The sequence below is a fragment of the Halobacterium noricense genome, assembly GCF_021233435.1.
In the GTDB taxonomy this organism is placed as follows: domain Archaea; phylum Halobacteriota; class Halobacteria; order Halobacteriales; family Halobacteriaceae; genus Halobacterium; species Halobacterium noricense.
The window spans coordinates 2,279,929-2,305,173 of the sequence record NZ_CP089468.1 but is presented as its reverse complement, the minus strand read 5'-3'; the positions used below and the strand labels follow the sequence as shown (position 1 = coordinate 2,305,173).

Here is a 25,245-nt window from a genome sequence, read left to right as displayed (position 1 = left end):
CTCAGTCCGCGGACTGCCCGTCCGCCTCGACGTCCTCGGGCGGGTCGGGGAGCTGGTCGCGGAGGCGGTCGAGGATGCGTCGCGCTTCCCCGACTTCGCTGCCGAGCGCGCGAACGAGCGCGAGTGCGCGCTCGGCTCGCGTCCGCCGCCACGACGCCTCCCGAGATTCGTACGTGCGGACGGCGCGCAGGAAGTCCGTCTTCGAGAACTCCGGCCAGTACGGCGTGCAGAAGAACGCGGCGGCCTCGCTGCCGTTGGCGTGCCACGGGAGGAAGTTCGACGTGCGCTCGTCGCCGCCCGTGCGCACGATAAGGTCGACGTCGCGGACCGGACTCGTCTCTAGACGGTCCTCGATTTCCGCGACGTCCACGTCCCCGGGGTCGAGGTCGCCGTCGGCGACCGCCTCGGCGACGCCGCGTGCGGCGCCCAGCAGTTCCGCGCGGCCGCCGTACGCGACCGCGATGTTCAGCGTGAAGTCGTCGTAGCCCGCAGTGCGGCGGTCGGCGTACTCGATGGCGTCCCGCACGCGCTCGGGGAGCATGTCGGTCTCGCCGATGGCGCGAATCCGGACGCCCTGGTCGTGGACGCGGTCGGCGTCCGCGAACTCCCGGAATTTCTCCGTCAGGAGGTCGAAGAGGTGTTGGCGTTCTTCGTCAGGGCGGTCGAAGTTCTCCGTGGAGAACGCGTACAGCGTGAGTTCCTCGACACCGAGTTCGGCGCACCAGTCGAGGACGTTCTCGGTGGTCTCGGCGCCCTCGCTGTGGCCCTCGGTGGCGTCCTTGCCCCGTTCGCGGGCGTAGCGCCGATTGCCGTCCTGGATGACGGCGACGTGCGCGGGCGCGCCGTCGACCTCGTGGCGGAGGACGCGCTCGTAGCCGGCGTTCAGGACCGAACGGAGCCAGTCTCGCATCACGCGAGTTGACGACGGTCGCACGTATCAGCCTTCTGCTCGCGCGCGAACGAGGGCTGCGGCGGCGAACCGCCACACGTATGGCCCGCAGGTGTGTCGTCTCAGCCATGAGCGAGACGGTCAACGAGGACCTCTACCGGGAGACGGTCGAACTCCTGCAGCCCGGCGACATCGAGCTCGCGGGCGCGATCGTCCACACCACCTACGACTCCAGCGCGGAGAGCCTGCTCCACCAGCTCACCCTCGACGCCGGTAGCGCGGTCGCCGAGCACGCCGACGTCGGCGACACGTACGTCTATTCGGGCAACGACAGCGACGAGTTCGGTGTGAACCAACATCAGGGGCTCACCCTCGACGGCGACGACTTCGTCTGGGAGTGCCAGCAGCTGCTCCGCGAGGGCACGTTCGACCTCGTGCTGTACTGGGAAGCGACCGGCGAGCACGACGCCGTCATCGACGACATTCGCGCCCTCGACGGCGTCGAACGCGTGGTCGGCATCACCGAGGACGGCTTCGACAGCTAACTCCGGGACGGCTGCGAGCCGCCCGTACTGATTCTGTTCGTTGCCGACTCACGGGCTGTACCGCCTCTCGACGATTCCCAGGCCGCGGCGTGAGTCGGGTCGTTTATGGTTCGCGCCCCCTCAGTTCTGGCTATGGATATCGCGGACCTCGACGACCGGGACCGCGCGGTACTGAACGCGTTTCAGGGGGGGTTCCCGGTCGTGCACCGGCCCTTCGAGCCGGCGGCGCACGCGCTCCGGTCGCGGGGCGTGGACGTCGACCCGGCGGGCCTGCTCGACCGCGTCCGCCGCCTCGACGACGAGGACGTGCTGACGCGGTTCGGCGCGCTCATCAACGCCGAGGAAATCGGCGGGAACGCGTCGCTGGTCGCGATGCACGCACCCGAGGCCGACTTCGAGGAGATTGCAGAGGCGGTCAACAGCTACCGGGAGGTCGCGCACAACTACGAGCGCGAACACCCACACCTGAACATGTGGTTCGTCGTGTCGGTCGCCGACGACGAGCGCGTCGCGGACGTGTTGGCGGATATCGAGGAGGAGACCGGCCAGCCGACGTACAACCTCCCGAAGCAACAGGAGTTCCGCGTGGAGGCGAAGTTCCTCGTGGACGGCCCGATTTCGGACGGCGACGTGGACCTCTCGCACCTCGGGCCGACGCCGGACCCGACCGACCGCGACACGCTCACGCCGGCGGAACGCGACCTCGTGCTGGAAGTCCAGGACGGCCTCCCGATCGCGGAGACGCCGTACCAGGCTGTCGCCGAAGAAATCGGCCAGGAGACCGACTGGGTCGTGGAGACGCTGCGGCGGTTCAACGAGGAGGGGAAGGTCCGGCGCGTCGGCGTCATCCCGAACCACTACTCGCTTGGGTACACGGAGAACGGGATGACCGTCTGGGACGTGCCCGACGACCTCGTCGAGGAGGTCGGGCCCGCCGTGGCGAGTCTGGACTTCGTGACGCACTGCTACGAGCGCCCGCGCCACGACGGCGTCTGGGAGTACAACTTCTTCGCGATGACTCACGGGCGTAGCGAGGACGAGAGCCAGCAGCGCATCGAGCAAGTCCGGGACGTGATTGCCGACTACTGGGACGTCGGCGACGACGACTGGGACACGCTGTTCTCGACGCGCATCCTGAAGAAGACGGGCATCCGGCTCGCCGAGCGCGCGGACGCGAACACTGCATGAGCGGCGACGGACGAGTCCGGAGGCCGATAGCGTGATTCCGCTGTTCCACGACTTCGCGGACGAGACCGTGCTCGTCGTCGGCGGCGGCCCGGTCGGCGCGCGGAAGGCCCGGAAGTTCGCCCGCGAGGCGGACGTGCTCGTGTTGAGTCCCGACTTCGCGGACGCGGACTTCGGTGACGCCGAGCGCGTGCAGACCATGCCGGCACCCGAAGACGCCGCCGACTGGGTGGCGCGAACGAACCCGGCGCTCGTGGTGGCGGCGACCGACGACGGCGACGTGAACGACGCGTTCGTGGCCGCGGCGCGGGACGCCGGCGCGCTCGTGAACCGCGCGGACGAATCCGGCGGCAGGGACGCCGACAGCGTCGTCGTCCCCGCGACGGTTCGTGACGACCCGGTAGCGGTCGCCGTCGCGACGGGCGGCGCGAGCCCCGCGCTCTCGAAGTACCTCCGCGAGCAACTGGAGAACGAACTCGCCGGCGCGGGCGCGATAGCCGAGTTGACGGCTGACCTCCGAACGGAGTTGCAAGCCGCAGACGTCGACCCCGAAACCCGCCGGAACGCGGTCCGGGCGGTGGTTCGGTCGGGGCCGGTTTGGAAGGCTTTACGTACTGGTGGGACAAACGCCCGGCAAACAGCCGACGACGTCGTCGCCGACGTCGTGGGAAACTCAGAGTGGTCCACGTGAACGGAAACACAGGTGTCGTCTCAGGCGTGCGCGTCTCCCACGAGTCGGCCTCCCTCTCGGAGTTGGAGGCCGCGAGTGCGGACAGCGAAGCGGACGCCCTCGACGCGCTGCTCGTCGAGCCCGCCGTCGAGGAAGCGTTCGTGATTCAGACGTGCCACCGCTCGGAAGCGTACGTCGTCGCGGACGAACCGCGGGACGGCCGCCGCGCGCTCGCCGTCGCCGGCTTCGACCCGGCCGCCGAGGGCGCGGTCGCGATGGGGCACGAGGAGAGTCTGCGTCACCTCCTCCGGGTCGCCGCCGGCCTCGAATCCCTCGTGGTGGGCGAGGACCAGATTCTCGGGCAGGTGCGCGACGCATACGACACCGCTCAGGACGCCGGTGCAATCGGGCACGTGCTCCGGCAGGCGGTGACGAAGGCCATCCACGTCGGCGAGCGTGCGCGCACCGAGACCGCAATCAACGAGGGCGTCACGTCGCTGGGGAGCGCGGCCGTCCGCCTCGTCGAGGACGAGGTGGACGTCGACGGCACGACTGCGCTCGTCGTCGGGGCCGGCGAGATGGGCGCGCTCGCGGCGAAGGCGTTCGCGAGTTCGGGCGTCGACCGCGTCGTCGTCGCCAACCGGACGACCGCCCGCGCGGACCGCGTCGCCGAAGCGGTCGACGCCGACACCGACACCACGTCGCTGGACGACGCTGCCGAGTACGCCGAGGCTGCGGACGTCGTCGTCACCGCGACCAGCAGCCCCGACCACGTGCTCGACGAAGCCGAACTCGCCGACGCCGGCGAGACAGTGGTCGTGGACCTCGCGCAGCCGCGGGACGTCGCGCCGGCCGCGTCTGCTCTCGACGCGGTGTCCGTCCACGACCTCGACGACCTCCACGCGGTCAGGGAGTCCACGCGCGAGCAGCGCGAGGACGCCGCCCGCGAGGTCGAGGCGATGCTGGAAGCGGAGTTCCAGCGCCTGCTCGCCCAGTACAAGCGCAAGCGCGCCGACGAGGTCATCGCGCGCATGTACGAGAGCGCCGACCGCCTGCAGGCCCGCGAAGTTTCGACGGCGGTCTCGAAACTGGAGGCCGCGGAGGGCGAGGTCTCCGAGGAGGAACGCGAAGTCCTCGAATCGATGGCGGACGCGCTGGTCAGCCAACTCCTGGCGGCACCGACGAAGAGCCTGCGAGACGCCGCCGAGGAGGACGACTGGTCGACCATTGCGACCGCGCTGGAGCTGTTCGACCCGGACTTCGAGGACGGGATGCCGTTCGACGCGCCCGCCGGCGAGGCGACGCCCGCCGAGTCCGAGGACTGACCGCTGGATGCTCCACTGAGGCTGCGTAGCCACACAACTGGTGTCCCCTACCCGTGCATGTCGACCGCTTTCCTGGCTAGGGTACTCATGGTAGTTGCATGACTCGAAATTTGGTTAGCGGGCTACCCTCACCTGACGTAGAATATATGTCTATCCATTCCCGACTGTTTTAACCAAAATTCTAGGGTGGATTTTTGTATTAACCCGTCCTATTAGGGGTGTAACCATAATGCCGACACGCCACCTCCCGGACTCCGCCCCCGGCGAGTACAAATTCTACGGGAAACACCCCAACTACATCCCAAACAAGCTCCCGCCCGACATCGGCATCCCGCGGACGGGGGACTTTCAGGATACGCTTCAAGATACAGTGTATCAACTCGGACGCCTCGAAGGGATCGGCGAGGAGACGGATACGAGCCCCGTCATCTATACGACGATGGTTCGTCGGGAAGCAGTCGAGTCCGTTCTCATCGAGGGCGCAGACATCGACATCGAGGAGATGTTTCGTCCGGCAGAGATCGATGGTGACCGAACTACGACTAAAGATGTTCAGGAAGCCCTGAACTACGAGAAAGCGATTCGAAAGGGCGCTGCAGAAGTGGCTGATACGGGCGCAATCACGCTCGAACTGCTGAAAGATCTCCACGCAATTCTACTCGACGGGGTCCGTGACAACGCTGACCACTCGGGAACGTTCCGAGAGAAACCCATGCATATCCCTGCACCCACCCCCGAAGAGGAGCCATTCTATCCGCCAACCCACGAGCAGGTGCCCGAGTTGATGGAGAACCTCACGGGATACCTCGCGACGGGTGGTACGTACCGAGACCTCGTCGACCTCGGCATCGTCCACTATCAGTTCGAAACGATTCATCCATTCGGGGACGGAAACGGTCGCCTCGGTCGTCTCCTCGTCACACTACAACTCATCAAGGACGGATATCTCGTCGAACCGTATCTCTATCCGAGTGCGTACTTCAACGAACACAAACTGGAGTACGTTCGGAAGATGCGCGCAGTTAGCGAGGAAGGCGCATGGGTTCCGTGGTTGGAATTCTTCCTCGATGGAATTCGTCAACAGGCTGCTGACGCCGTCGAACGTACCGAGAAGCTTCGTGACCTTCGGCGAACCTACGAACGTGAGTATGGACACGAAAAAACTGCTACCGACCGACTCGCCATGCGTCTATTCCGGAAACCGTACGTGACCGCCAACGATGTCGCTGACCTCCTGCAAGTGACCGACCAGACGGCACGGAATGCGATTCGAGAACTCGAAGCGAACGGAGTGCTCGAAGAAACGACCGGGAAACAGCGCTACCGCGAGTACAAAGCTGTGGACATCTTCGAGATTATCAGCCAGTCACTGTAACGAGTGCTGCCTGGTTGTCGGCGGGTACGATTATGTGACTGGCGTGCGACGCCACGACCATGGCAGAACTCCTCTCCGACGACCAAGTCGAGGAACGGCTCCCCGAGGGCTGGGAGCGCGACGGCGACGAAATCGTGCGCATCTACGAGTTCGACGACTACCTGAAGGGCGTGGCGTTCGCCTCCGAGGTCGGCGAACTCGCCGAGGAGCAGTTCCACCACCCCGAGATTCGGATTCGCTACGAGGAGGTCGAGGTGCGGTTCACGAGCCACGAGGCGGGCGGCATCACGACGCAGGACATCGAGCTCGCGGAGCTCTGCAACGACCTCCGGTAGGATGGACGCGCAGTACGTGTTCGCGGTGCGGTTCCGCCTCGACCCCGACTACGAGGTGCGCGTCGACCCCCAGGTCTTCGAGACGCGCATGGAGCGCATCGCCGCCGACCCCGGCGAGCCCGGCTGGCTATTCTTTCGGGACGACCTCTGGCGTGGCGACATCGGCGACCACGACCACTTCCGGGAGTTGACGAAGGACGCGCTCGGCATCCCCGTCGACTCCGTGGAGTACCGCGCGCTCGAAACCGACCGCGAGTACTACGACGCACTCAAAGCGGAGATTAGCGCGCACCTCGACCTGTTCAAGGCCGACAGCACACCCGAGGTGCTCAACAAGTACCTCGGCAGTTCGGTGGAAGTCGAGGACTGACCACCGGGGCAAAACACTTGGCGGCGAATCCCCTACGCTCTGGTCTGATGCAGCCCGCCGACTACGACGTCTGGCTGTTCGACCTCGACGGCACGCTCGTGGACACCGAGTGGTCGTACACCAGAGAGGTGTTCGACCGCGTCGGCGACCGGGTCGGCCACGAGTTCTCGGACTACCAGGCGGAAGTGCTGTGGCACGGATTGGGCGGGTCGCGGGACGCCCAACTCCGCGAGTGGGGGTTCGAGCCGTCGGCGTTCTGGGATGCATTCCACGACGTCGAGGATCCGGTGGCACGTGCGGAGGCGACGTACCTCTACGACGACGCCGCACAGGTCGCGGACCTCGACGGCCCGGTCGGCGTCGTCACGCACTGTGCGGAGTTCCTCACCGAGCCCGTGATGGACAGCCTCGACATCGGCGACTGGTTCGACGTCGTGGTCTGCTGTGACGACGACACCGGCTGGAAGCCCGACCCGCGCCCCATCGAGCTCGCACTCAGCGACCTCGACGCTGGCCCGGACCACGACGGCGTCTACGTCGGCGACGCCGAGAGCGACGTTGGGGCCGCCCGCAACGCTGGCCTCGACGGCGTCCACGTCGAGCGCCACGACCCGCACAAGCGCGGGCACTGCGTGCTCGGCGACCACCGCGTCGAGTCCTTCGACGACCTCTTCCTCGCGCCCCGGAGCGCGGACTAAGCCGCGTAGCCCGCGAGGTCAGCGAACACGGATTCCAAATCGTCGAGGACGTCCGCAAGTTCCCGCACGCCCGCTTTCTCGACGCGCTCGGGGTTCGCCAGCGCACGCACCGTCTGCTCGCCGACCGGCACGAATTCGAGGCCGAGGCGGTCCGCCGTCGCGCGCAACGCGAGCCCGGCGTCCGCGTCGCCCTCAAGCACCGCTCGTGCGGGGCTCTCCGTGCCTTTCGTCTCGCGCTCGTAGCCGTCGATGTCCTCGGCGAGCGTGCGGCGGTCGCTGTCGCGCTCGTCGGCCAACGCCGCGAGCGCGTCGTCGAGCGCGTCGCGGAGCCCGCTCGCGCCGGTGCGGTTCGACAGCGTCACGTCCGCGTCCAGGAGGTCCGCGATGCCGGAGACGGCGAGCGGGTTGCCCGCGGGGACGACGAGTCCCCATTTGCGCGTCCACGACGCGAGTTCCTCACGCACTCCGGCGGCTTCTTCTCGCGGGCTTTGCCCGCTCGAATGGTCCGAGGCGCGTCGCGCCTCGCTATCGCCGCCTCCATCTCGCTGCCCCTCCGGCGCAGCGCCCTCGCCCCGTCCATCGGTCGTTACGGCGACGTCCGGCACGCCGTTCCGGAGGCGTCTCGCGCCCTCGCGGGAGCCCAGCCCGAGGAACCGCGGGTTCGAGAGGCGGTCGAGCACGCGGTCGAACCCGGGGTCGCGCTCGCCGACGGCGAACACCGACGGCGGGCGGACGTCCGGCGAGAACAACTCGACTTCGACGGTTTCGCCCTCGTCGAGGTACTCCGTGTCCGCATCGACAGTCACGGTGCCGTCGGCCTCCACGAGGCTCGTGGTCGCGCCCGAGCCCTTGTCCACGGGGTAGACGAGCGTTTCGCCGTCCCCGGACTCCACGAGGCCCGCGGGCATCAGGCGCGTGCGCCCTTCGCTGTAGCGCTCGCGCACCGCCATCTGCCCCTCCACGGTCGCCGAGCGCGGCTCGGGGAGCCCAGCGGCAGCTCGAATCTTCGGCGCGACGAACGTCCGGAAGATGGTGAGTGCAGACACTGGGTAGCCGGGGAGGCCGACGTACGCGGACCCACCCATCTCGCCGACGAGCATCGGCTTCCCGGGTTTGACGCTGACGCCGTGCAGGCGGAGTTCGCCGCGCTCCTCGACGACCTGGTAGACGACGTCGACCGCGCTCGCGGAGGTCGACCCCGAGGAGAGCACGAGGTCGCAGTCGTCGGCGGCGTCGCGGAGCACGCGCTCCAGTTCCTCGTAGTCGTCGCCCGCGTGCGGGTAGAGCACGGGCTCGCCGCCCGCGTCCCGCACCGCGGCGGCAATCGAGTAGCTGTTCACGTCGTAAATCTGGCCCGCGCGGTGGCTCACCTCGCCGCCCGGCCGGACGAGTTCGTCGCCCGTGGAGACGATGCCGACGCGCGGCTTCGCGCGCACCGACAGGCTCTCAACGCCGAGCGCCGCGAGCAGCCCGATTTCCCGGGACGTCAGAAGCGTTCCCGGGCCAAGCACGCGGTCGCCCGCCGCCACGTCCGCGCCCGCGACCATCACGCCGTCGCCGGGCGCGAGCGATGTTCTGACTGTGACTGTGTCTCCGTCGCGCGCAGTACGTTCGACCATCACGACCGCGTCCGCGCCGGGCGGGACGGGCGCGCCAGTCGAAATCTCCGCGCACGTCCCTTCGTCGACGCTGACGTCGGGTTCGCTGCCCGCGTGGATGTCGCCGACGCACTCCACTTCGACGGGGTCGGTCTCGCTCGCGCCGAACGTGTCCGCCGCCCGGAGCGCGTAGCCGTCGACTTTCGCGCGGTCGAACCCCGGCACGTCGAGGCGGGCGTCGATGCGGTCCGCGAGCACGCGGCCGTCCGCGTCGTCCAAGTCCACGCGCTCGACGCCCGGCGAAAGGTCGAGGCCGGCGATGACTTCGCGTGCTTCCTCGGGGCTGGCGAGGTCACGGAACTGTTTGCGGTCGCTCATCGGTGCGCCTCCCAGTTCTGGACGGCGACTGTCTCGCCGGCGTCGATGCCCTCCGTCTGCTCGGGCACGACGACCCAGCCGTCCGCGAGCGCGACGCTGGAGAGCACGCCGCTCCCGCTCGCGCTCACCGGCTCCGCGACGCGCTCGCCGTCGGCTTCTCGGAGACGAACCCGTGCGAACGTCCGCACGCCCGGCTCGGAGCGAATCTTCCCGTCCAGCCGCGCCTGCACGCTCGGCAGGTCGTCCAGCGGCATTCCGCCGACGCGCTTCACCGCGGGCCGCAGGAACTGCACGGCGTTCACGATGCAGGCGACGGGGTAGCCGGGGAGCATCACGACCGGCGTCCCCGCGACCTCGCCGAGCGCGACCGGGTGGCCGGGCCGCAGCGCGACCCCGTGGACGAACACTTCGCCGAGGTCGTCGACGACTTCCGGGATGAGGTCGCGCTCGCCGACCGAGGACCCGCCGGTGGTCACGATGACGTCCGCGTCGACGTTCGCCTCGATGGCGTCCGCGAGCGCCGTCTCGTCGTCGGTCACGACGTCCTCGTAGCGCGCGCTCGCACCCCAGCGCTTCACGAGCCGCGAGACCGTGAGCCCGTTCGTCTCCACGACCTCGCCGGGTTCGGGGTCGTCCTGCACGAGTTCCTCGCCGGTCGGGACGACGGCGACGTCCGGGCGCTCGTACACTTCGACATTCCGCAGGCCGACGGACTTCAACAGCCCGAGGTCGGAGGGCCGGAGGCGGTGGCCGGGCTCGTAGAGCCGGTCGCCCGCTTCGACGTCCTCGCCGACGGGCGCGACGTTCTCGCCCTCGCCGACCGCGGAGAACACTTCGACTTCGCCGTCGGCGGTGTCGGTCTGCTCGATCATCACGACCGCGTCCGCCCACTCCGGGACCGCGCTTCCCGTGTGCACGCGCTTGGCCTCGTCTTCGCGGAGGATGGCCGGCGACCGGTCGCTCGCGCCGAACGTGTCCTCGGCGCGCACCGCGAACCCGTCCATCGCCGCGCGCCGGTAGTGCGGAACGTCCCGCTCGGCGGTGACGGCGGTCGCGACCGTCCGCCCGTCCGCGTCTTCGAGCGCGACGCGCTCGGTGCGGTCGTGGACCGCGACCCGGTCGAGGAGCCGCTCGCGCGCGGCCTCGACGCGTGTTCGTTCCTTGAAGCCGGCGTCGTGCCGGTCGTGTTCGGTCATGAGCGTCTGTTGGGTTGGGGTAGGGGTAAAGGCTGCGCGGCGCGCCGCCGGCGCGCCGCGTTAATGCGAACGCGGAGCGCAGCGATGCGTGAGCAGTTTGGGCGAGCGAAGCGAGCCCACGTTATTGCGAGCGGCGAACGAAGTGAGCCGTGAGCAGCGTGGGCGCGCGTGCTCGGCGGAGGAGAGCGCGGAATGGAGAGCGGCGACCATCGGGAACCGCGAGCACTCTGAGCGACCCGCGAGCAGCGCGGCGGACCGCAGGGAAGCCACGTTATCGTGAGCGACGACCACCACGACAGACGCGACCGACCCGCGAACACCCTAGCGCACCCACCCCAACAACCGAACCATCCCACCAACCCACCCAACAGCCGGAAAACCCCACTTAATTCGGCTTAACCGTCGCTAATCCGGGGCGAGCGACTGCATCGTTGAATACCCCGGCGGTGTACGAGTCGAGTGGCGGCGGACGTTCGCCGCCGGTCAGGGCACACTGAGCGTCACGGTGCGTCGCCGGCCGCACTCCCCCACATCCCCCTCTCGCCGCCGGCGACGCGGTCGGGCCACGCGATTCCCCCCACCGGCGTGGTCCACGTCAGAGTCTGTCAGGACGCCATCCGGTGTGTCGAAGCACAGCCGGTTTCCGCGCGCTCGCGGTCGTCCCCCGCCGCGAGCGCGCCCGTCCACCGCGGACGGTCTGCTCCGTTTTCGCGGTCGTTCCCGCCGACGACCACCGGGTTTAACGCTGCGCCGACCCAACGCCCGAGCATGCCCCGTTTGCGCGAAGCGCTAGGGAGCCTGCCCGATTCCGTGTTCGTCGACGTTTTAGAGAGTGACGACGCGTACGCGTTCGTCGTCGACGTGCCGGGGGCGACCGGCGACACCGTGGACGTCCGCGTGGAGGGTCGCATGCTCGCGGTGGACGCGCGCCGCGAGAAGGACGTGCCCGCCGAGTTCGACTACCGCAGCGAGGGGCGGTCGCTGTTCCTCGAACTGGAGCTCCCGCTGCCGCCGGACGCCACCGACGAGGGTGCGTCCGCGAGCGTCGAAGACGGCGTGCTCGACGTTCGGCTGCCGAAGCGCGGCACCGACAGCCACAGCGTGCCCATCGAGGGGTAGACGGGTGGCGCTGCTCCGGGCGTACCGGCGGTTCGCCGTCGTGGTCTGGCAGTTCTTCCCGCTCGTGTGGGGGTACGTGCGCGACCGCCGGCGGTTCGTGTTGTTCGGCGGGCAGCGCCGCGTCACGACGGAGATGCGGGTGGCGCGCGCTCGCCGGCTGCTGGACTCGCTGTTGACGCTCGGGCCGACGTTCATCAAACTCGGGCAGTTGTTGTCGACGCGGCCGGACGTGCTCCCACCCGAATACGTGGAGGTGTTGGCGGACCTCCAGGACCGCGTGCCGCCCGCGGACTGGGCGGACGCGCGCGTCGTCCTCGAAGACGAACTCGGCCCTGTCGACGAGCATTTCGACGACTTCGACACGGACGCCATCAGCGGCGCGAGCCTCGGCCAGGTGTACACCGCGAAGGTGGACGGCGACGAGGTCGCGGTGAAGGTGCGACGGCCGGACATCGAGGAACTCGTGGAGGCGGACCTCCGCGTGATTCGGTGGACGCTGCCCGTCGTCGCACGGTTCGTCGGGGAGTCGCGGGCGTTCAGCCTCCAGAACCTCGCCGACGAGTTCGCGAAGACCATCCGCGAGGAGATGGACTACGCCCGCGAGGCGGAGATGCTCACGGAGATTCGCGGCAACTTCGCCGACGAACCCGACATCGTGATTCCGGCGGTTTACGAACCCCACTCCAGCAGCCGCGTGCTCACGATGGAGTACGTCCCGGGCACGAAAATCTCGAACGTTCCGGAACTCGACCGCCGGGGCATCGACCGCTCACAGGTCGCCGAGACCGTCGAGCGCGCGTACCTCCAGATGATAATCGAGGACGGCGTCTTCCACGCCGACCCCCACCCGGGGAATCTGGCGGTCCGCGACGACGGCTCCGTGGTGTTCTACGACTTCGGGATGAGCGGGCGCGTCGACGAGTTCATCCAGCGGAAAATCGTGGACTTCTACGTCGCGGTCGCGAATCAGGACATCGACGCCATCCTGGACGCGCTCATCGAGATGGGGACGCTCTCCCCGGAGGCCGACCGTGCGACGATGGCGAACGTGATGGAGCTCGCGATTCAGGACGCCCGCGGGGAGGACATCGAGACGTACCGCGTCCAGCAGATTGTCGGCCAGGTCGAGGACACCATCTACGAGTTCCCGCTGCGCCTCCCGTCGAATCTCGCGCTCGTGTTGCGGGTCGCGACGGTCGTCGAGGGCGTCTGTGTCACCCTCGACCCCGAGTTCGACTTCATCTCGGTGGCGACGGACTACCTCGCCGAGGAGGGCTACCGCGAGGAGTCGGTGCGGCAGTTCGCCGAGGAGACCGCCGACCAGTTCCAGCGCTCCGCGCAGTCGGCGGTCAGAATCCCGCCGAAACTGGAGTCCGCGCTCGACCGCGTGGAGCGCGAGGACTTCCACGTGCGCGCGGACCTCGAAGACAGCGACGGCGTCGTCGACCGGCTGGCGCACCGGGTCGTGCTCGGCCTCGTGTTCGCCACGAGCGTGCCGACGACCGCACTCCTCTACGTGGAGGCTGACCTCGTCGCAGCCGGCGTCATGGCCGCGTTCACGGCTTTGGTCGGCATCGGTCTCTACCGGTCGTTTCGGAAGCGCCGCGGGACCCTGGCGACCCCGCAGTTCACGCGCCAGAACCTCGGTGAGCGCCGGGAGGACTGACGGGCTGCCGCTGCCGGCCGTGTTTTTACGCTGCCGCGCGAACGCCGGCTATGGACGTCGACCCCTTCGAGTTGGAGCGGTGGTTTGCGGAGTACGAGCACGAGGCGGACGTGATGCTCGCGGAGAGCGGCGTCCGAAGCCTCCCGGCGGACCGCTTCGACACCGACCCCGGCGACCTCGACTACGTGATTCCGACGGCCGGCGCGCCCGACGTCCGCGAGACGATTGCCACCGACTACAGCCGGAGCGCCGACGAGGTGCTCTGTACCGTCGGCACGCAGGAGGCGAACTTCCTCGCGTTCCAGTCGATACTCTCGCCCGGCGACCACGCGGTCGTCGTCACGCCGACGTACCAGAGCCTCCACGCCGTCCCCGACTCCATCTGCGACGTGACGAAAGTGTCGCTGGACGAACCCGACTGGACGCTGGACGTGGTCGCGGTCGAGGACGCGATGCGGCCCGAGACAAAGTTAGTGGTCGTGAACAACCCCAACAACCCGACCGGCCGCAAACACCCCGAGGACGCGATGCGCGCGCTCTACGACGTCGCCGCGGCCAACGACGCCTACCTGCTCGGCGACGAGGTGTACCGGCTGCTCGCCGAGGACCCAGTCCCGCCGGTCGCCAGCATGGGCGAGTACGGCATCAGCACGGGCAGCCTCTCGAAGGCGTACGGACTCGCGGGTCTCCGGTTCGGCTGGCTCGTCGGGCCTGCGGAGGTCGTGGCGGCCGCGGAGCGCTGGAAGGACTACACGACGATTTCGCCGTCGAAGTTCGGCCAGCACGTCGCCCGGCAGGTGCTCGACGGCGAGGAGGAAGCGCTGCGCTCGGAGGCGCTGGCACACGTCCGGGAGAACCACGAGATTACGGCGGAGTGGGCGCGCGGCCACGGCCTCGACTGGCCCGACCCCGTCGGCTGTAACGTCTTCCTGCGCGTGCCCGACGGATTCGAAGGGTCGCGAGCGTTCTGCCGCACGGTCGTTGAGGACGCCGGCGTCGTGCTCGCGCCCGGGGACTGCTTCTCGACGGGCGGCGAGTCCTACGACGACTACTTCCGACTCGGCTTCGGGCTGCCGACCGACGAGCTCCGCAACGGGCTGGCGCGCGTCGACGACGTGCTCTGAGTGGGGACGACTCGCGTCCCGCATACACCCCGTCTCCGCGAGTGTCGGGGCCTCTCCCGGCCAGAACGCGTTCCAAACAGTTTATACACGGCAGGCGTGAATCCGGGCGTATGGCGAAAGAGCAGACAGAAGTCCGGGAACTGCAGGAAGGCAACTACGTGATGATCGAGGACACGCCGTGTCAGATCAACGCCTACAGTACCGCCAAGCCCGGGAAGCACGGGAGCGCGAAGGCCCGCGTCGAGGCCGAGGGCGTCTTCGACGGGAAGAAGCGCAGCTTCAGCCAGCCCGTCGACGCGAAGGTCTGGATTCCCATCATCGAGCGAAAGCAGGGCCAGGTCGTCTCCATCGAGTCCGAGACGGTCGCGCAGGTCATGGACCTCGACACCTACGAGACCGTGACGATGCAGATTCCCGCGGACCTGGACCTCTCCGCGGACGACAACATCGAGTTCCTCGAGTTCGAGGACAAGCGCAAAATCCTCCAGTAACGAATGTTCCCCGGCGCGAGCCCCGTCGACGAGTCCGCGGACGCACCGTTCGCCGACGCGGACTACGTCGCCGTGGGCGCGCCGCTGGACACCTCCACGTCGTTCCGTCCGGGCGCGCGGTTCGGCCCGGACCGAATCAGGAAGTTCGCTCGCACGTTCGAGGACTTCCACCCCACGACGGGGACACACTTCTCCGAGCTCCACGTCGCCGACCACGGCGACGTCCACGCGTGGCACGACACCGCGGCGTACCTCGACTACCTCGAAGGCGTCCTGACAGACGTCCACTGGGCGGACGCCGTCCCCGTGCTACTCGGCGGCGAACACACCGTCTCGGTGGCGGGCGTGCGTGCCGCCGACCCCGACGTGTTCGTCGCGCTGGACGCCCACCTCGACCTCCGTGAGGAACTCGACGGCGACCCGCTCAGTCACTCGACGGTCACCCGCCACGCGCTCGACGTCGCCGACGAAGCGGTCGTCGTGGGCGCGCGCTCGGGCAACGAGACCGAGTGGGAGCGCGCCACCGAGGGCGACCTCACCGTTGTCACGCCCGAGGACGCCGCCAGAATGTATTCTGCCGAGCCCTCGGTCGCTGACGCTCCCGAGGACGCGGCCGACTGGATGCCCGACGTCGACGGCTCGGTCTACCTCTCGGTGGACATCGACGCCGCCGACCCCGCGTACGCACCCGGAACGGGCACGCCGGAGCCGTTCGGTCTCGACTCCGCGACGATGCGGGACCTCGTCCGCGAGCTCGCCCCGCAGTCGGTGGGCTTCGACGTCGTGGAAGTCAACGACCGCGACGACGGACAGGCCGCCACGCTCGCCGCGAAACTCGTCCGCGAGTTCGTCCACGCGCACGCCGACGCGTAGCACGCGGTCTCCGCCGCGACAGTAAAGTCCCCGGAGCCCACGCTTTTGCACATGGACCTCTCGGACATCGTCGCGAAGTACAACCAGCGACTGCGCGTCGACGACTACGAGGACGCTGCCACGAACGGCCTCCAGGTCGGCCCCGACGACGCCGAAATCGAGCAAGTAGCGTTCGCGGTGGACGCCGCGACCGCGACCATCGACGAGGCCGTCGAGTGGGGCGCGGACCTGCTCGTCGTCCACCACGGCATCGTTTGGGGCGGCATCGACGCGGTGACGGGCCGCGAGCACGACCGCGTGCGGGCGCTGCTGGACGGCGACTGCGCGCTGTACGCCGCGCACCTCCCGCTGGACGGCCACCCGGAACTCGGGAACGCCGCACAGCTCGCCGACCAGCTCGGCTTGGAGAACCGCGCGCCGTTCGGCGCGCACGCCGGCGAACACCTCGGGTCGCGCGGCACCGCGCCGACGGGCTTCACGGCGGACGAACTCGCGGCGACGCTCGACGACGAACTCGACCCCGAGGGCGGCGTGCAGGTGCTGGACTTCGGGCCGGACACGCTCGACGAAATTGCGGTGATGACCGGCAGCGGCGCGGACTGGATTCGGGAGGCCGAGGCCGATGGCATGGACGCCTTCGTCACCGGCGAGGGCAAGCAGAAGCTCTACCACGAGGCTCGGGAGGCCGGCATTTCGGTGTTCCTCGCGGGCCACTACGCCACGGAGACGCTGGGCGTGCGCGCGCTCCAGTCAGTCGCCGGTGACTGGGGCGTGGAGACGACGTTCGTCGACCACCCGACCGGCCTCTGAGCACGCAGTCCTGTCGAAGTGACTAGTGTACGCGACCGGGCCACTACCGACACGCTCACCACGGACGACAACTGACGAAACTACCCTTCGTCACGTGCCGTCCTTCAAGCGAAAAATACGCTGCTGGGGCCTGATGGTGGTGTTTTCCGAAGGGTAGCAATACATACTGTCGTGCATGGAAAGGGAGAGTTAAGTAGCCGAATCGCCACCCAGGTTACTGTACGGACTACCGCGCGGGAGCCACTCAAGCATGAGAGACGAATACGACTTACTCATCGTCGGCGGGGGTATCAGCGGAGCTTCGCTGCTGTACACGGCCGCGAAGTTCACGGACATCGAGAACATCGCGCTGGTGGAGAAAGAGGACGAAATCGCGAGCGTCAACTCCCACCGCACGAACAACTCCCAGACACTGCACTTCGGCGACATCGAGACCAACTACACGCTCGAAAAAGCCGAGGAAGTCAAGGAGGGTGCGGAGCTGCTCGCGGGCTACCTCGAAGACGAGGACCCCGACCGCGAGATGCACAGCAAGCGCTCGAAGATGGTGCTGGCAGTCGGCGAGGAGGAAGTCGAGCAGCTCGAATCCCGCTACCACGACGAAGGGTTCGGCGACCTCTACCCGAAGCTCCGGGACATCGACCGCGAGGAGATCGCGGAACTCGAACCGAAGGTCGTCGAGGGCCGCGACCCCGACAAGGAGATGCTCGCGCTCCAGACGCCCGACGGCTACGTCGTCGACTACGGGATGACCGCCCAGTCGTTCGTCGACGAAGCCAAAGAAGTGGACGGCGTCGACGTCTTCACCGGCACCGAAGTCGAGGAGATCAACGACGCCGGCGACGAGTTCCTCGTGGAGACGGACGCCGGCTGGTTCGAGTCCGACGTCGCCGTCGTCGCCGCGGGCTCGCACAGCCTCCAGATTGCCAAGGAGATGGGCTACGGCGAGAACAAGAGCCTGCTCCCGGTCGCGGGCAGTTTCTTCCTCGCGGAGGACTTCCTCAACGGGAAAGTGTACACCCTCCAGATGAAGAAGCTCCCGTTCGCCGCCGTTCACGGCGACGCCGACGTCCACGACGACTCCATCACGCGCTTCGGGCCGACCGCGAAGCTCGTGCCGACGCTCGAACGCGGCGAACTCGACACCATCGGCGACTTCTTCGACGTGTTCGGCCTGAACGTCGACTCGTTCCTGAGCTACGGGAACATTCTCGCCGACCGCATCCTCTTCCCGTACGTCGTCCGCAACCTCGTCTACGACGTCCCCGAAGTCGGGAAGCGCACGTTCCTCCCGGAAGTCCAGAAGGTCGTGCCGAGCGCGACCCTCGACGACATCGAGCGCGCGAAAGGCTACGGCGGCGTCCGCCCCCAGATTGTCGACACCGAGGCGAAGTCCCTCGACATGGGCGAGGCCAAGATTACGGGCGACGGCATCATCTTCAACATCACGCCGTCCCCGGGCGCGTCGACGTGCCTGAAGAACGCGATGCGGGACACCGAGCAGCTGATGGCGTTCTTCGACGACGACCACGGGTTCGACGAGGACGCGTTCCGCGACGCCACCATCGAGAACTTCCCGCGGGCCGATGAGGACGCCACGGACGCCGAACAGGACGACGCCGCTGCGAGCGCCACCGCCGACGACTGACCGGTCGCTCGATTCGTTCTTCGTTTCTCGTTCACCCGCCGGATTCGTCACTCGTTAGCCGGTCGTCTTCCGGCCGACTCGCGTCGCTCTCGTCGAGCAGCAGGATAACACAGGAACTTTTATCACATTTCTCGTCGCAGTAGCGGACACGTCATGTCGGTCGTATCTGTACGCGAGTAACTCCTTCCCGGCCGTACAGCCCTCAGACCGACTCTCCACACACGCTAGACGTGAGCACACACCCCCAACGCACGACCGAATCGAACCCGACCACCGACGCGCGGACCGACGCAACACCTGCCGGGACGGCGGGACAGGCCACGCCCGCCTCGGACGACACGGACCGACAGCATGGCGACACGCCCGAGTCGTGGGTCGCCCGATGCCAGGCCCAGTTCGACGCGACACACCGCGACCGCCTCCGTAACCTCGCCGACGACGCCAACCACGCGATGCCGGATGGCGTCTGACCGCCTCGACGTCCTCCGCAGCGAATGAGCGCTCTCGGAATCCTCTTGTCCGTGGCTCCAGTACGTCTACGCGGCCGATGACGACGCCACCGGGCCGACCCGGGGTGGCTCCCGCGGGACGACGAGCCCTATGAGTGCCGAGGCCACACCTTTGGTGCCAAGCATAGGCGGAAAGCTACACATACGTCCGTTTACTAAAGCTTTCGATGGCAAATGTTAAACCAATACTCCGTTCGGGCAGTGACGACTGCTCCAGCAATTCGGCGTCTTTCAGCTCGTCGAGTTCCTTCTCGATCTCACCTGTTGGGAAGTGTATATAAAAAATCCATTATGTATGTTTGGTGGTGGGAATTCTTTCTACTGGAAGCGGTATTTCTGTTGCAACTGATTACATGACGAAATGAGCTCTGAGGACTTTCTCGAAGATCTGGCAGGATGAGGCGGGTTATACTCGGTATGATACTGCTCCTGATTCGGATTACAGGTTAGATTGTGTGCCTGATAATCCGTACTTTACTGATGGATCAAGTATAAGAGCATGTGATAGCTTTGATTACGGTAACTTAGACTTTATAGACTAGTCAGGCTTCATGATATATTGATAACTAAGAAGAAAGGGTTAGCGGCTTAAGCCGCTTCAAGTTCGTCGTAGACCTGACCGAAGTTGTCGTAATCCCCGGCTTGATCAGCTTTGACCTCGTCAATAATGTCTTCGTTGTCTACTTCGTAGAATGCGAATCCACCACCGAAGTACTCATCATAGTCTTCACCACCTGACTCTACAGTATCAATCACACCATTCAGTGAGGGGTCATCGATGTGTTTTCCGGCTGCGAAACTGGAAAGCTGCCAGATATCATCGAACTCAGCGTCAACACCCGACTTATTGTAATCAAGCAGTGTCCGGGTCAACTGCTCAGTCGCCCCCGTAGTCATTACAATCCTGTTAACTATGCCAACTGCCTCATAGTTGAAATCTAAGTAATTATCTGCTCCTATACCATAGATCATCGACATAGCTGCATTTTTAGCATCTTCAAAGCCGCCTCCTCCAACAAATCCTCGATTCCATTCATCAGTGTGGAATCGTAGTGGGTGATGTAGGTCGGTTGGATTGCGTCCGGCGTCGTTTGGATTGTTGATGACGTTCCAGTCTTGTATCTCGGTGTGAAGTTGTCTTGATTCCTCTCCTAGCCAAGGCCCTTGGATATTGAATGATCTAACTTTATCATCGTCAGGCGAATACATCATCCCTGATTTAAGCGATCCACCTTGCATCGGTACTTCCCAAGCAAGCACATCAAAGTCATGATGTCTTTTGTACGCCTCTCGCGTTATTGCTGCCATTTCGTCCGTGGAGAGTCTTTCTGCTGCTTTGGCAATAGATACTACCAGGTCATGACCTAAATCGAGAGAGTCTTCAACTGTTTCCGCGTTCAACCATGCTTCACTGTCATAACTGGTCGGAGCATCAACATCATGATTAACAAACCGATTATTCTTAGCGCTTTCGTACAATGAATCGTCAACAAAAGATTCTACGACTTGTTCCATTGGCCCTGTATTAGGGTTTTCAGACATTACATCGAATTGTGCTTCTCTGTATAGTTTGAGACCTACGAAGTCGACCGGGTGATCATCTTCCGGTTGTTCTGTACTGTATTCGAAGGCAGGGTGGCTTGGAAGCACCCGGTTAACATTTCCTTCGACGTACTGACCAAGTCCATCTCTAAGCTCCGTGTTCACCCATGAACTCATATCCCAGCGGTAGTTGGCCGGTCTGTCGACTTCTGGGTCGTCCTCTGTTTCCTCTTCAGTTGTTGTTTCGTCTTCCGACGAATCTGTCTCTGTGGTGGTATCAGTTGCTGTGCCGGTTGGCGTACCTGTTTCAGTACCGTCACCTGAGTTATCTGAACAGCCCGCCAGCGTCGCTGTCAAGCCTACAGCGACCCCGGCCCGAAGGAAATTCCGCCGTCTCATCAGTTACAGGCCAGTTACAATTCAACTCCAATAGAACTACTGGAAAAAGACATGTGCGAACAGGACACTCTCACGATATGCACAGTACCGATGCATTCCTGATCCGATCATGTGGCCGGGAGCGTGATCTTACAAGCCCAGTGGCATCAGACCGTATGGCCGCCGAAATCTCCGACCGGGTTCGCGAAATCGCGGAGGCTCGTGACCTCCCCGAGTCCGAGGTGTTCGAGCGGGCGCTGGAGCGCGGGCTCGAAGACGACGAGCCGGCCGGCGGGGTGTTCGAGCGCGGTGAACAGCAGGTCGCGCTGTTGCCATCCCCCGACGTCACCACCCCCTGACGTCACCACCCTTCGACAGCGAGAGGACGACGAGACCGGCTGTCAGCACGGCGGCACCGACGAGTGTCAGGTGGCCGACGCGCTCGCCGAGTGCGACGACACCGATGACCACCGCGAACAGCGGGCGCGTGCTCACGCCGGCGGTGTTGATGGCGTCTCCGAGGCGGTCGATGCCGCTGTAGACGACCAGCCGGCCTACCGCCGTCCCCATCGCGCCGGCGAGCGCGAATAGCCCGACGGCACGCGCGGAGAACTGCAACACGGCGGCGGGACCGTGGAGCACCGCGGTCACCACCCAGAGTACGGCGGCGTCGACGGAGACGATGACGACCGCCGCCTGGAGCGGTGTGCCACCGCGCGAGAGCGCGTACTTCACGACCACCGGGGTCAGCCCCCAGAGTATCGTCGAGAGCAGCGCCAGCGAGCAGACCGCGGGTGGTGCCGCCAGCCCGCAGTCGAACGGGAGCGTCGGCGGAATCACTGTACCGGTCGTTCAGGCGGCCGGGAGAAAGGACGTTTGACCCGTTCGGTGATTGCTCGGTCCGTGCCGGGACGTCGTTCCCCACCCGAACGAGATAACCTATGGGAATATTTTGAATTGAGATACTACCACAAGTCATATCCCCGTCGTCGGCTTCTGCACTGACAACGAATGAGCGACGACCACATCTCCACGACGCACATCGGCAGTCTCCCCCGCGACCCCGAACTCCTCGACCTCCTCCAACGCCGCCAGGACGGCGAAAACGTCGACCCCGACCAGTGGCACCAGACCGTCCAGGACGCCACCGAGTCCGTCGTCCGGAAGCAGGCCGACGTCGGCCTCGACGTCGTGAACAACGGCGAGCAACCGCGCGTCTCGTTCAACTGGTACGTCGCCAACCGCCTCTCCGGCATCGGCGGCGAGCGCGACGCCCCGCTGTGGGACGACCTCGCGGATTTCCCGGAGTACGCCAGCGACGCCTTCGACACCGAGACCATCGACCTCACGAAGCAGCCGTCGGTCACCGGCCCGGTCGAGTACGACGGAACAGCGGCGGTCGACGAGGAAATCGAGACGTTCGCCGACGCGCTCGACGCCGTCGACGCCGACTTCGAGGGGACGTTCCTGACCGCCGCCTCCCCCGGCGTCGCCGCCGCGACGCTCGTTAACGAGCACTACGACTCCCACGAGGAGTTCGTCCACGCCGTCGGCGACGCCCTCCGCGAGGAGTACGAGGCTATCGCCGACACCGGCGCAATTCTCCACCTCGACGCCCCGGACCTGCTGACGACCGGGCACCGCGGCTTCGGCGACCGCCCCGTCGAGAAACTCAAGCCCATCGTCCGCCTGCACGTCGCCGCGCTCAACGAAGCCACCCGAAACATCCCCGACGATCAGATTCGTGTCCACACCTGCTGGGGGAGCTACGAAGGCCCCCACCACCGCGACACGCCGCTCGTGGACGTGTTCCCGGAACTCTACGAACTCGACGTCGGCGGGCTCTCCATCGAGGAAGCTAATCCCCGCCACGAGCACGAGTACCGGGTCTTCGCGGAACACCCCCTGCCCGACGGCTGGGACCTGCTGCCGGGTGTCGTCGACGTGAAGACGAACGTCGTCGAACACCCCGACGTCGTCGCCGACCGCATCGAGCGCGTCGCCGACGCTGTCGGCGACCCCACGCGCATCGTCGCCGCGCCCGACTGCGGCTTCGACACGCAGGCCGGCCTCGCGATGGTCCACCCCGAAATCGCGTGGAAGAAGCTCGAAGCGCTCGTCGACGGGGCCGCAGTCGCCACCGACCGCCTGTTCTGACCGCTACTCGTCTCCCGCGCTCTCGCCGGTCAGCCCGCGCCGGATGCTTCCCACGAGCACTTCGAGGTCCTCGGGGTCGGCGTCCAAGTCCACTTCCAACGAGAGCGCGTGCTCGCCGTCGCCCGACTCGCCACCGTCGCCGTTCGATTCCGCCGTTGCCGCGGCGGCGGTCTCGATTTCGTCTACGAGCGCCCCGACGTCCGAGACGTCCGCCGCATCCACGACCGCCTCGATAGCCTCCCCGGAGACGGCCGTCCCCTCGATTTCCGCGGCCGCTTCCGCGGATTCCGCCGCCTCTTCGGCCGACTCGGCCGCCTCTTCCACCTCTTCAGCGGCTTCTTCACCCTCTTCGGCGACCTCCTCAGCCTCGTCTTCGGCTGTTACCGCTGCCTCGGCGGCCGCTTCGGCGGCCTCCGCTGCTTCGTCGGCTTCCCCGCCGCCGACCGAAATCGTGATTCCGGGTTCGGCGCCGATTTCGATGGTCACCGTCCCGCCCTCCTCGGAGATGTCGACGTCCGGCTCGGGCTCGCCGCCGTCGGGCTGGAGGTCGTCGGGCCCGCCGTCCGCGGCTCCCTCGACGTCGACGTCGCCGCCGACGCTCAAGTCCTCCAGGCCGACGTCGCCGTCGACGGAAATTTGAATGCCGCCGTCGTCGCCGACCGCGATGTGGACGTTCGTGCCGTCATCCAACTCCAACTCGACTTCCGGCGGGAGCGACGCGCTGGCGGCTCCCTCTGTTGCTTCGGCGGCTTCCGCGGCTTCACCTTCGTCTCCGACTTCGGTGTCGGCTCCCGGGCTGATGCCCCGACTCGCCTCGCGCGTGACGTCCTGCACCGACTCGACGACCGATTCGGCCGTCGTCGCCGGCTCCTCGGCGACCTCCTCGACCGCCGACTCCGAAGCCTCGACTCCCTCGGTCGCGGGTTCGACGGCGGATTCCAGTTCTTCGCCCACCGGCTCCGCGCCCGACTCGACGGCTTCGGCCTCTGTTTCCGCGGCTTCCGCGACCGGCTCGACGGCGGACTCGACTGTTTCTTCTGCTTCAGCGGCGGCCTCCGCAGCCGGTTCGACAGTGGCTTCCACTGTTGCCGCTGTCTCGCCCGTCTCAGTGGCTCCCCCGCCAGTCTCGGTGATGTCCTCGGCGGCTTCGACGGCTTCGCCGACGGTCGTTTCGACGGTCTCGGCCGCTTCGGCCACCGACTCGACGCGCTCGCGGGCCCGCTCCGCGGCCGATTCGACGTCTGTAGCGGCTTCCTCGACCGCGACGGCGGCCTCTTCGACGGACTCACTCGCCGCTTCCGCGCGCTTGGCCGCCTCGTGGGTTTCCGCCGCGGCGGCTTCGGCTGCCTCCCTCGCCGTCTCCGCCTGCTCGGCCGTGGTCTCGACCGTCTCCTCGACGGCCTCGGCGGTCTCGGCGGCGGACTCGGCCGCCGCGGCGACGCGTCCGACTGCCGCGTCGGCCTCTGTCTCGTGTTCGCCTGCCGCCGTCCCTGCTGCTTCGCCGCTCGGCGGGCGTTCGCCTTCGGGGAGACGGTACCGCCCGTCCTCGTCGCGGTCCAGCAGGCGCGCCCAGTCGTACAGCTCTAGCAGGGTGGTGATGCCGCTCCGGACGCGACTCGCCTCGGAGTCGTGGCCCGTGATTGCAGCCACGAGCGGCACGAGCTCGTCCTCGGTGCTGGGATTCCCACGGACGAGCCCGCGGAGTTCCTCGGTCACCGGCCAGTCCGCCAGCAGTTCGCGGGCGCGGCCGCTGGCTCGCTCGTCGTCGTCCACCGCGAGCGCGCCCGCCAGGGCTTGCCCGCGGTCCGTCAGCCGGTGCTTCTGTCCCTCCTCGGTGAGTACGCCGACGTCTTCGAGGAACCGCGTCTGTCGGCCGACCGCGTCGCTGATGTCCGTGGCGTCCTCCACGGCCGTGGTGTACTTCGGTTCCGCCGCCGCGCCGACGGCGTCCCAGCCGGCGATAATCTCCCGGAGCGTGTCGAGGCTCACGCCCTTCGGAATGTGGTGTGTCGCCATTATCGGACGTGTGGTCCAAGCCGGCAAAAATCGGGTGGCCGTCCGAACCGTAGCCGCGCGCCCGCTGTGTGTGTGCGTGTTGCGGGTCTTCGTCGCATCGACGGCTGGATGCCAACCCTTAACCGTGTACCCGGCCTTCGTATGGGTGTAATGGCAGAAGGTACGGTTGACTTCTTCAACGACACGGGCGGCTACGGTTTCATCGAGACTGAGGACGCGGACGAGGACGTTTTCTTCCACATGGAGGACGTCGGCGGCGAGGACCTCACCGAGGGCACCGAGATCGAATTCGACATCGAAGAGGCTGAGAAGGGTCCGCGCGCGACGAACGTCGTCCGGCTCTAATTC

Annotated in this window: 26 protein-coding genes; 19 read left to right on the top strand and 7 right to left on the bottom strand. The window is 66.6% G+C overall.

Annotated features, from left to right (window positions below):
* Position 1 precedes the first annotated feature (1 nt).
* The gene (gene uppS, locus LT974_RS12305) at positions 2 to 910 is read right to left on the bottom strand and encodes a polyprenyl diphosphate synthase (protein WP_232587932.1); all 909 of its coding nucleotides are present in this window, start codon (positions 908 to 910) and stop codon (positions 2 to 4) included.
* A 107-nt stretch (positions 911 to 1,017) separates the two neighbouring features.
* Between uppS and LT974_RS12300 the strand changes: the two genes are divergently transcribed.
* The 8 genes from LT974_RS12300 to LT974_RS12265 all read left to right on the top strand — a co-directional run bounded on the left by LT974_RS12300 (position 1,018) and on the right by LT974_RS12265 (position 7,392).
* Complete coding sequence (locus tag LT974_RS12300) at positions 1,018 to 1,434, top strand: DUF5778 family protein (RefSeq protein WP_232587931.1); 417 nt, start codon at positions 1,018 to 1,020, stop codon at positions 1,432 to 1,434.
* 132 nt (positions 1,435 to 1,566) lie between these two features.
* Positions 1,567 to 2,622: a siroheme decarboxylase subunit beta gene (gene ahbB / locus LT974_RS12295; RefSeq protein WP_232587930.1), complete on the top strand. Its 1,056-nt coding sequence runs from the start codon at positions 1,567 to 1,569 to the stop codon at positions 2,620 to 2,622.
* 31 nt (positions 2,623 to 2,653) lie between these two features.
* A complete protein-coding gene (locus tag LT974_RS12290; RefSeq protein WP_232587929.1) occupies positions 2,654 to 3,310 on the top strand; it encodes a precorrin-2 dehydrogenase/sirohydrochlorin ferrochelatase family protein in 657 nt (218 codons plus the stop codon).
* On the top strand, positions 3,307 to 4,614 hold the full coding sequence (gene hemA / locus LT974_RS12285; RefSeq protein WP_232587928.1) for a glutamyl-tRNA reductase: 1,308 nt from the start codon (positions 3,307 to 3,309) through the stop codon (positions 4,612 to 4,614). Before LT974_RS12290 ends, hemA begins: the two co-directional genes overlap by 4 nt.
* Positions 4,615 to 4,843: 229 nt before the next feature.
* Positions 4,844 to 5,989: a Fic family protein gene (locus LT974_RS12280; protein WP_232587927.1), complete on the top strand. Its 1,146-nt coding sequence runs from the start codon at positions 4,844 to 4,846 to the stop codon at positions 5,987 to 5,989.
* 59 nt (positions 5,990 to 6,048) lie between these two features.
* Entirely contained in the window at positions 6,049 to 6,324 is a 276-nt protein-coding gene (locus LT974_RS12275; RefSeq protein ID WP_230893324.1) for a 4a-hydroxytetrahydrobiopterin dehydratase, read from the top strand.
* A 1-nt stretch (position 6,325) separates the two neighbouring features.
* A complete protein-coding gene (gene lwrS / locus LT974_RS12270; protein WP_232587926.1) occupies positions 6,326 to 6,694 on the top strand; it encodes an LWR-salt protein in 369 nt (122 codons plus the stop codon).
* A 47-nt stretch (positions 6,695 to 6,741) separates the two neighbouring features.
* Positions 6,742 to 7,392: an HAD family hydrolase gene (locus LT974_RS12265; protein ID WP_232587925.1), complete on the top strand. Its 651-nt coding sequence runs from the start codon at positions 6,742 to 6,744 to the stop codon at positions 7,390 to 7,392.
* Here the strand turns inward: LT974_RS12265 and LT974_RS12260 are convergent.
* The 3 genes from LT974_RS12260 to LT974_RS12250 form a co-directional block, all read right to left on the bottom strand.
* The gene (locus LT974_RS12260) at positions 7,389 to 9,368 is read right to left on the bottom strand and encodes a molybdopterin biosynthesis protein (RefSeq protein ID WP_232587924.1); all 1,980 of its coding nucleotides are present in this window, start codon (positions 9,366 to 9,368) and stop codon (positions 7,389 to 7,391) included. The two genes, LT974_RS12265 and LT974_RS12260, sit on opposite strands and share 4 nt — an antisense overlap.
* Complete coding sequence (locus tag LT974_RS12255; RefSeq protein ID WP_232587923.1) at positions 9,365 to 10,564, bottom strand: molybdopterin molybdotransferase MoeA; 1,200 nt, start codon at positions 10,562 to 10,564, stop codon at positions 9,365 to 9,367. The genes LT974_RS12260 and LT974_RS12255 overlap by 4 nt, the downstream gene beginning before the upstream one ends.
* 605 nt (positions 10,565 to 11,169) lie before the next feature.
* Complete coding sequence (locus tag LT974_RS12250) at positions 11,170 to 11,334, bottom strand: hypothetical protein (protein WP_232587922.1); 165 nt, start codon at positions 11,332 to 11,334, stop codon at positions 11,170 to 11,172.
* On the opposite strand from LT974_RS12250, the gene LT974_RS12245 reads away from it, so the two are divergent.
* The 8 genes from LT974_RS12245 to LT974_RS12210 all read left to right on the top strand — a co-directional run bounded on the left by LT974_RS12245 (position 11,333) and on the right by LT974_RS12210 (position 18,765).
* Positions 11,333 to 11,683 carry an Hsp20/alpha crystallin family protein gene (locus LT974_RS12245; protein ID WP_232587921.1) on the top strand — a complete coding sequence of 117 codons (351 nt, stop codon included), beginning with the start codon at positions 11,333 to 11,335 and terminating at the stop codon, positions 11,681 to 11,683. The two genes, LT974_RS12250 and LT974_RS12245, sit on opposite strands and share 2 nt — an antisense overlap.
* A 4-nt stretch (positions 11,684 to 11,687) precedes the next feature.
* A complete protein-coding gene (locus LT974_RS12240; protein ID WP_232587920.1) occupies positions 11,688 to 13,349 on the top strand; it encodes an ABC1 kinase family protein in 1,662 nt (553 codons plus the stop codon).
* Between the two features lie 50 nt (positions 13,350 to 13,399).
* Complete coding sequence (locus LT974_RS12235; protein ID WP_232587919.1) at positions 13,400 to 14,473, top strand: aminotransferase class I/II-fold pyridoxal phosphate-dependent enzyme; 1,074 nt, start codon at positions 13,400 to 13,402, stop codon at positions 14,471 to 14,473.
* A gap of 110 nt (positions 14,474 to 14,583) precedes the next feature.
* A complete protein-coding gene (locus LT974_RS12230) occupies positions 14,584 to 14,964 on the top strand; it encodes a translation initiation factor IF-5A (RefSeq protein ID WP_230889205.1) in 381 nt (126 codons plus the stop codon).
* A gap of 3 nt (positions 14,965 to 14,967) precedes the next feature.
* On the top strand, positions 14,968 to 15,837 hold the full coding sequence (gene speB, locus LT974_RS12225) for an agmatinase (protein WP_232587918.1): 870 nt from the start codon (positions 14,968 to 14,970) through the stop codon (positions 15,835 to 15,837).
* Positions 15,838 to 15,888: 51 nt separating this feature from the next.
* Positions 15,889 to 16,647, top strand: coding sequence for a Nif3-like dinuclear metal center hexameric protein (locus tag LT974_RS12220; RefSeq protein WP_232587917.1), 759 nt, complete (start codon positions 15,889 to 15,891; stop codon positions 16,645 to 16,647).
* A 250-nt stretch (positions 16,648 to 16,897) separates the two neighbouring features.
* On the top strand, positions 16,898 to 18,295 hold the full coding sequence (locus tag LT974_RS12215) for an FAD-dependent oxidoreductase (protein ID WP_232587916.1): 1,398 nt from the start codon (positions 16,898 to 16,900) through the stop codon (positions 18,293 to 18,295).
* 230 nt (positions 18,296 to 18,525) lie between these two features.
* Complete coding sequence (locus LT974_RS12210; protein ID WP_232587915.1) at positions 18,526 to 18,765, top strand: hypothetical protein; 240 nt, start codon at positions 18,526 to 18,528, stop codon at positions 18,763 to 18,765.
* A 627-nt stretch (positions 18,766 to 19,392) separates the two neighbouring features.
* Here the strand turns inward: LT974_RS12210 and LT974_RS12205 are convergent.
* Positions 19,393 to 20,703: a hypothetical protein gene (locus LT974_RS12205; protein WP_232587914.1), complete on the bottom strand. Its 1,311-nt coding sequence runs from the start codon at positions 20,701 to 20,703 to the stop codon at positions 19,393 to 19,395.
* Positions 20,704 to 20,885: 182 nt separating this feature from the next.
* Between LT974_RS12205 and LT974_RS12200 the strand changes: the two genes are divergently transcribed.
* Positions 20,886 to 21,083, top strand: coding sequence for a hypothetical protein (locus LT974_RS12200; RefSeq protein ID WP_232587913.1), 198 nt, complete (start codon positions 20,886 to 20,888; stop codon positions 21,081 to 21,083).
* Here the strand turns inward: LT974_RS12200 and LT974_RS12195 are convergent.
* Complete coding sequence (locus LT974_RS12195; protein WP_232587912.1) at positions 21,070 to 21,564, bottom strand: EamA family transporter; 495 nt, start codon at positions 21,562 to 21,564, stop codon at positions 21,070 to 21,072. The genes LT974_RS12200 and LT974_RS12195 overlap by 14 nt on opposite strands.
* A 171-nt stretch (positions 21,565 to 21,735) precedes the next feature.
* Between LT974_RS12195 and LT974_RS12190 the strand changes: the two genes are divergently transcribed.
* A complete protein-coding gene (locus LT974_RS12190; RefSeq protein ID WP_232587911.1) occupies positions 21,736 to 22,881 on the top strand; it encodes a cobalamin-independent methionine synthase II family protein in 1,146 nt (381 codons plus the stop codon).
* 3 nt (positions 22,882 to 22,884) lie between these two features.
* On the opposite strand, the gene LT974_RS12185 is transcribed toward LT974_RS12190, so the two are convergent.
* Positions 22,885 to 24,897 (bottom strand): hypothetical protein, encoded by a 2,013-nt coding sequence (locus LT974_RS12185; RefSeq protein WP_232587910.1) that lies wholly within the window; start codon positions 24,895 to 24,897, stop codon positions 22,885 to 22,887.
* 150 nt (positions 24,898 to 25,047) lie between these two features.
* Here LT974_RS12185 and LT974_RS12180 point away from each other — a divergent pair, with 150 nt between their 5' ends.
* Positions 25,048 to 25,242 carry a cold-shock protein gene (locus tag LT974_RS12180; RefSeq protein WP_058983972.1) on the top strand — a complete coding sequence of 65 codons (195 nt, stop codon included), beginning with the start codon at positions 25,048 to 25,050 and terminating at the stop codon, positions 25,240 to 25,242.
* Positions 25,243 to 25,245: the final 3 nt, after the last annotated feature.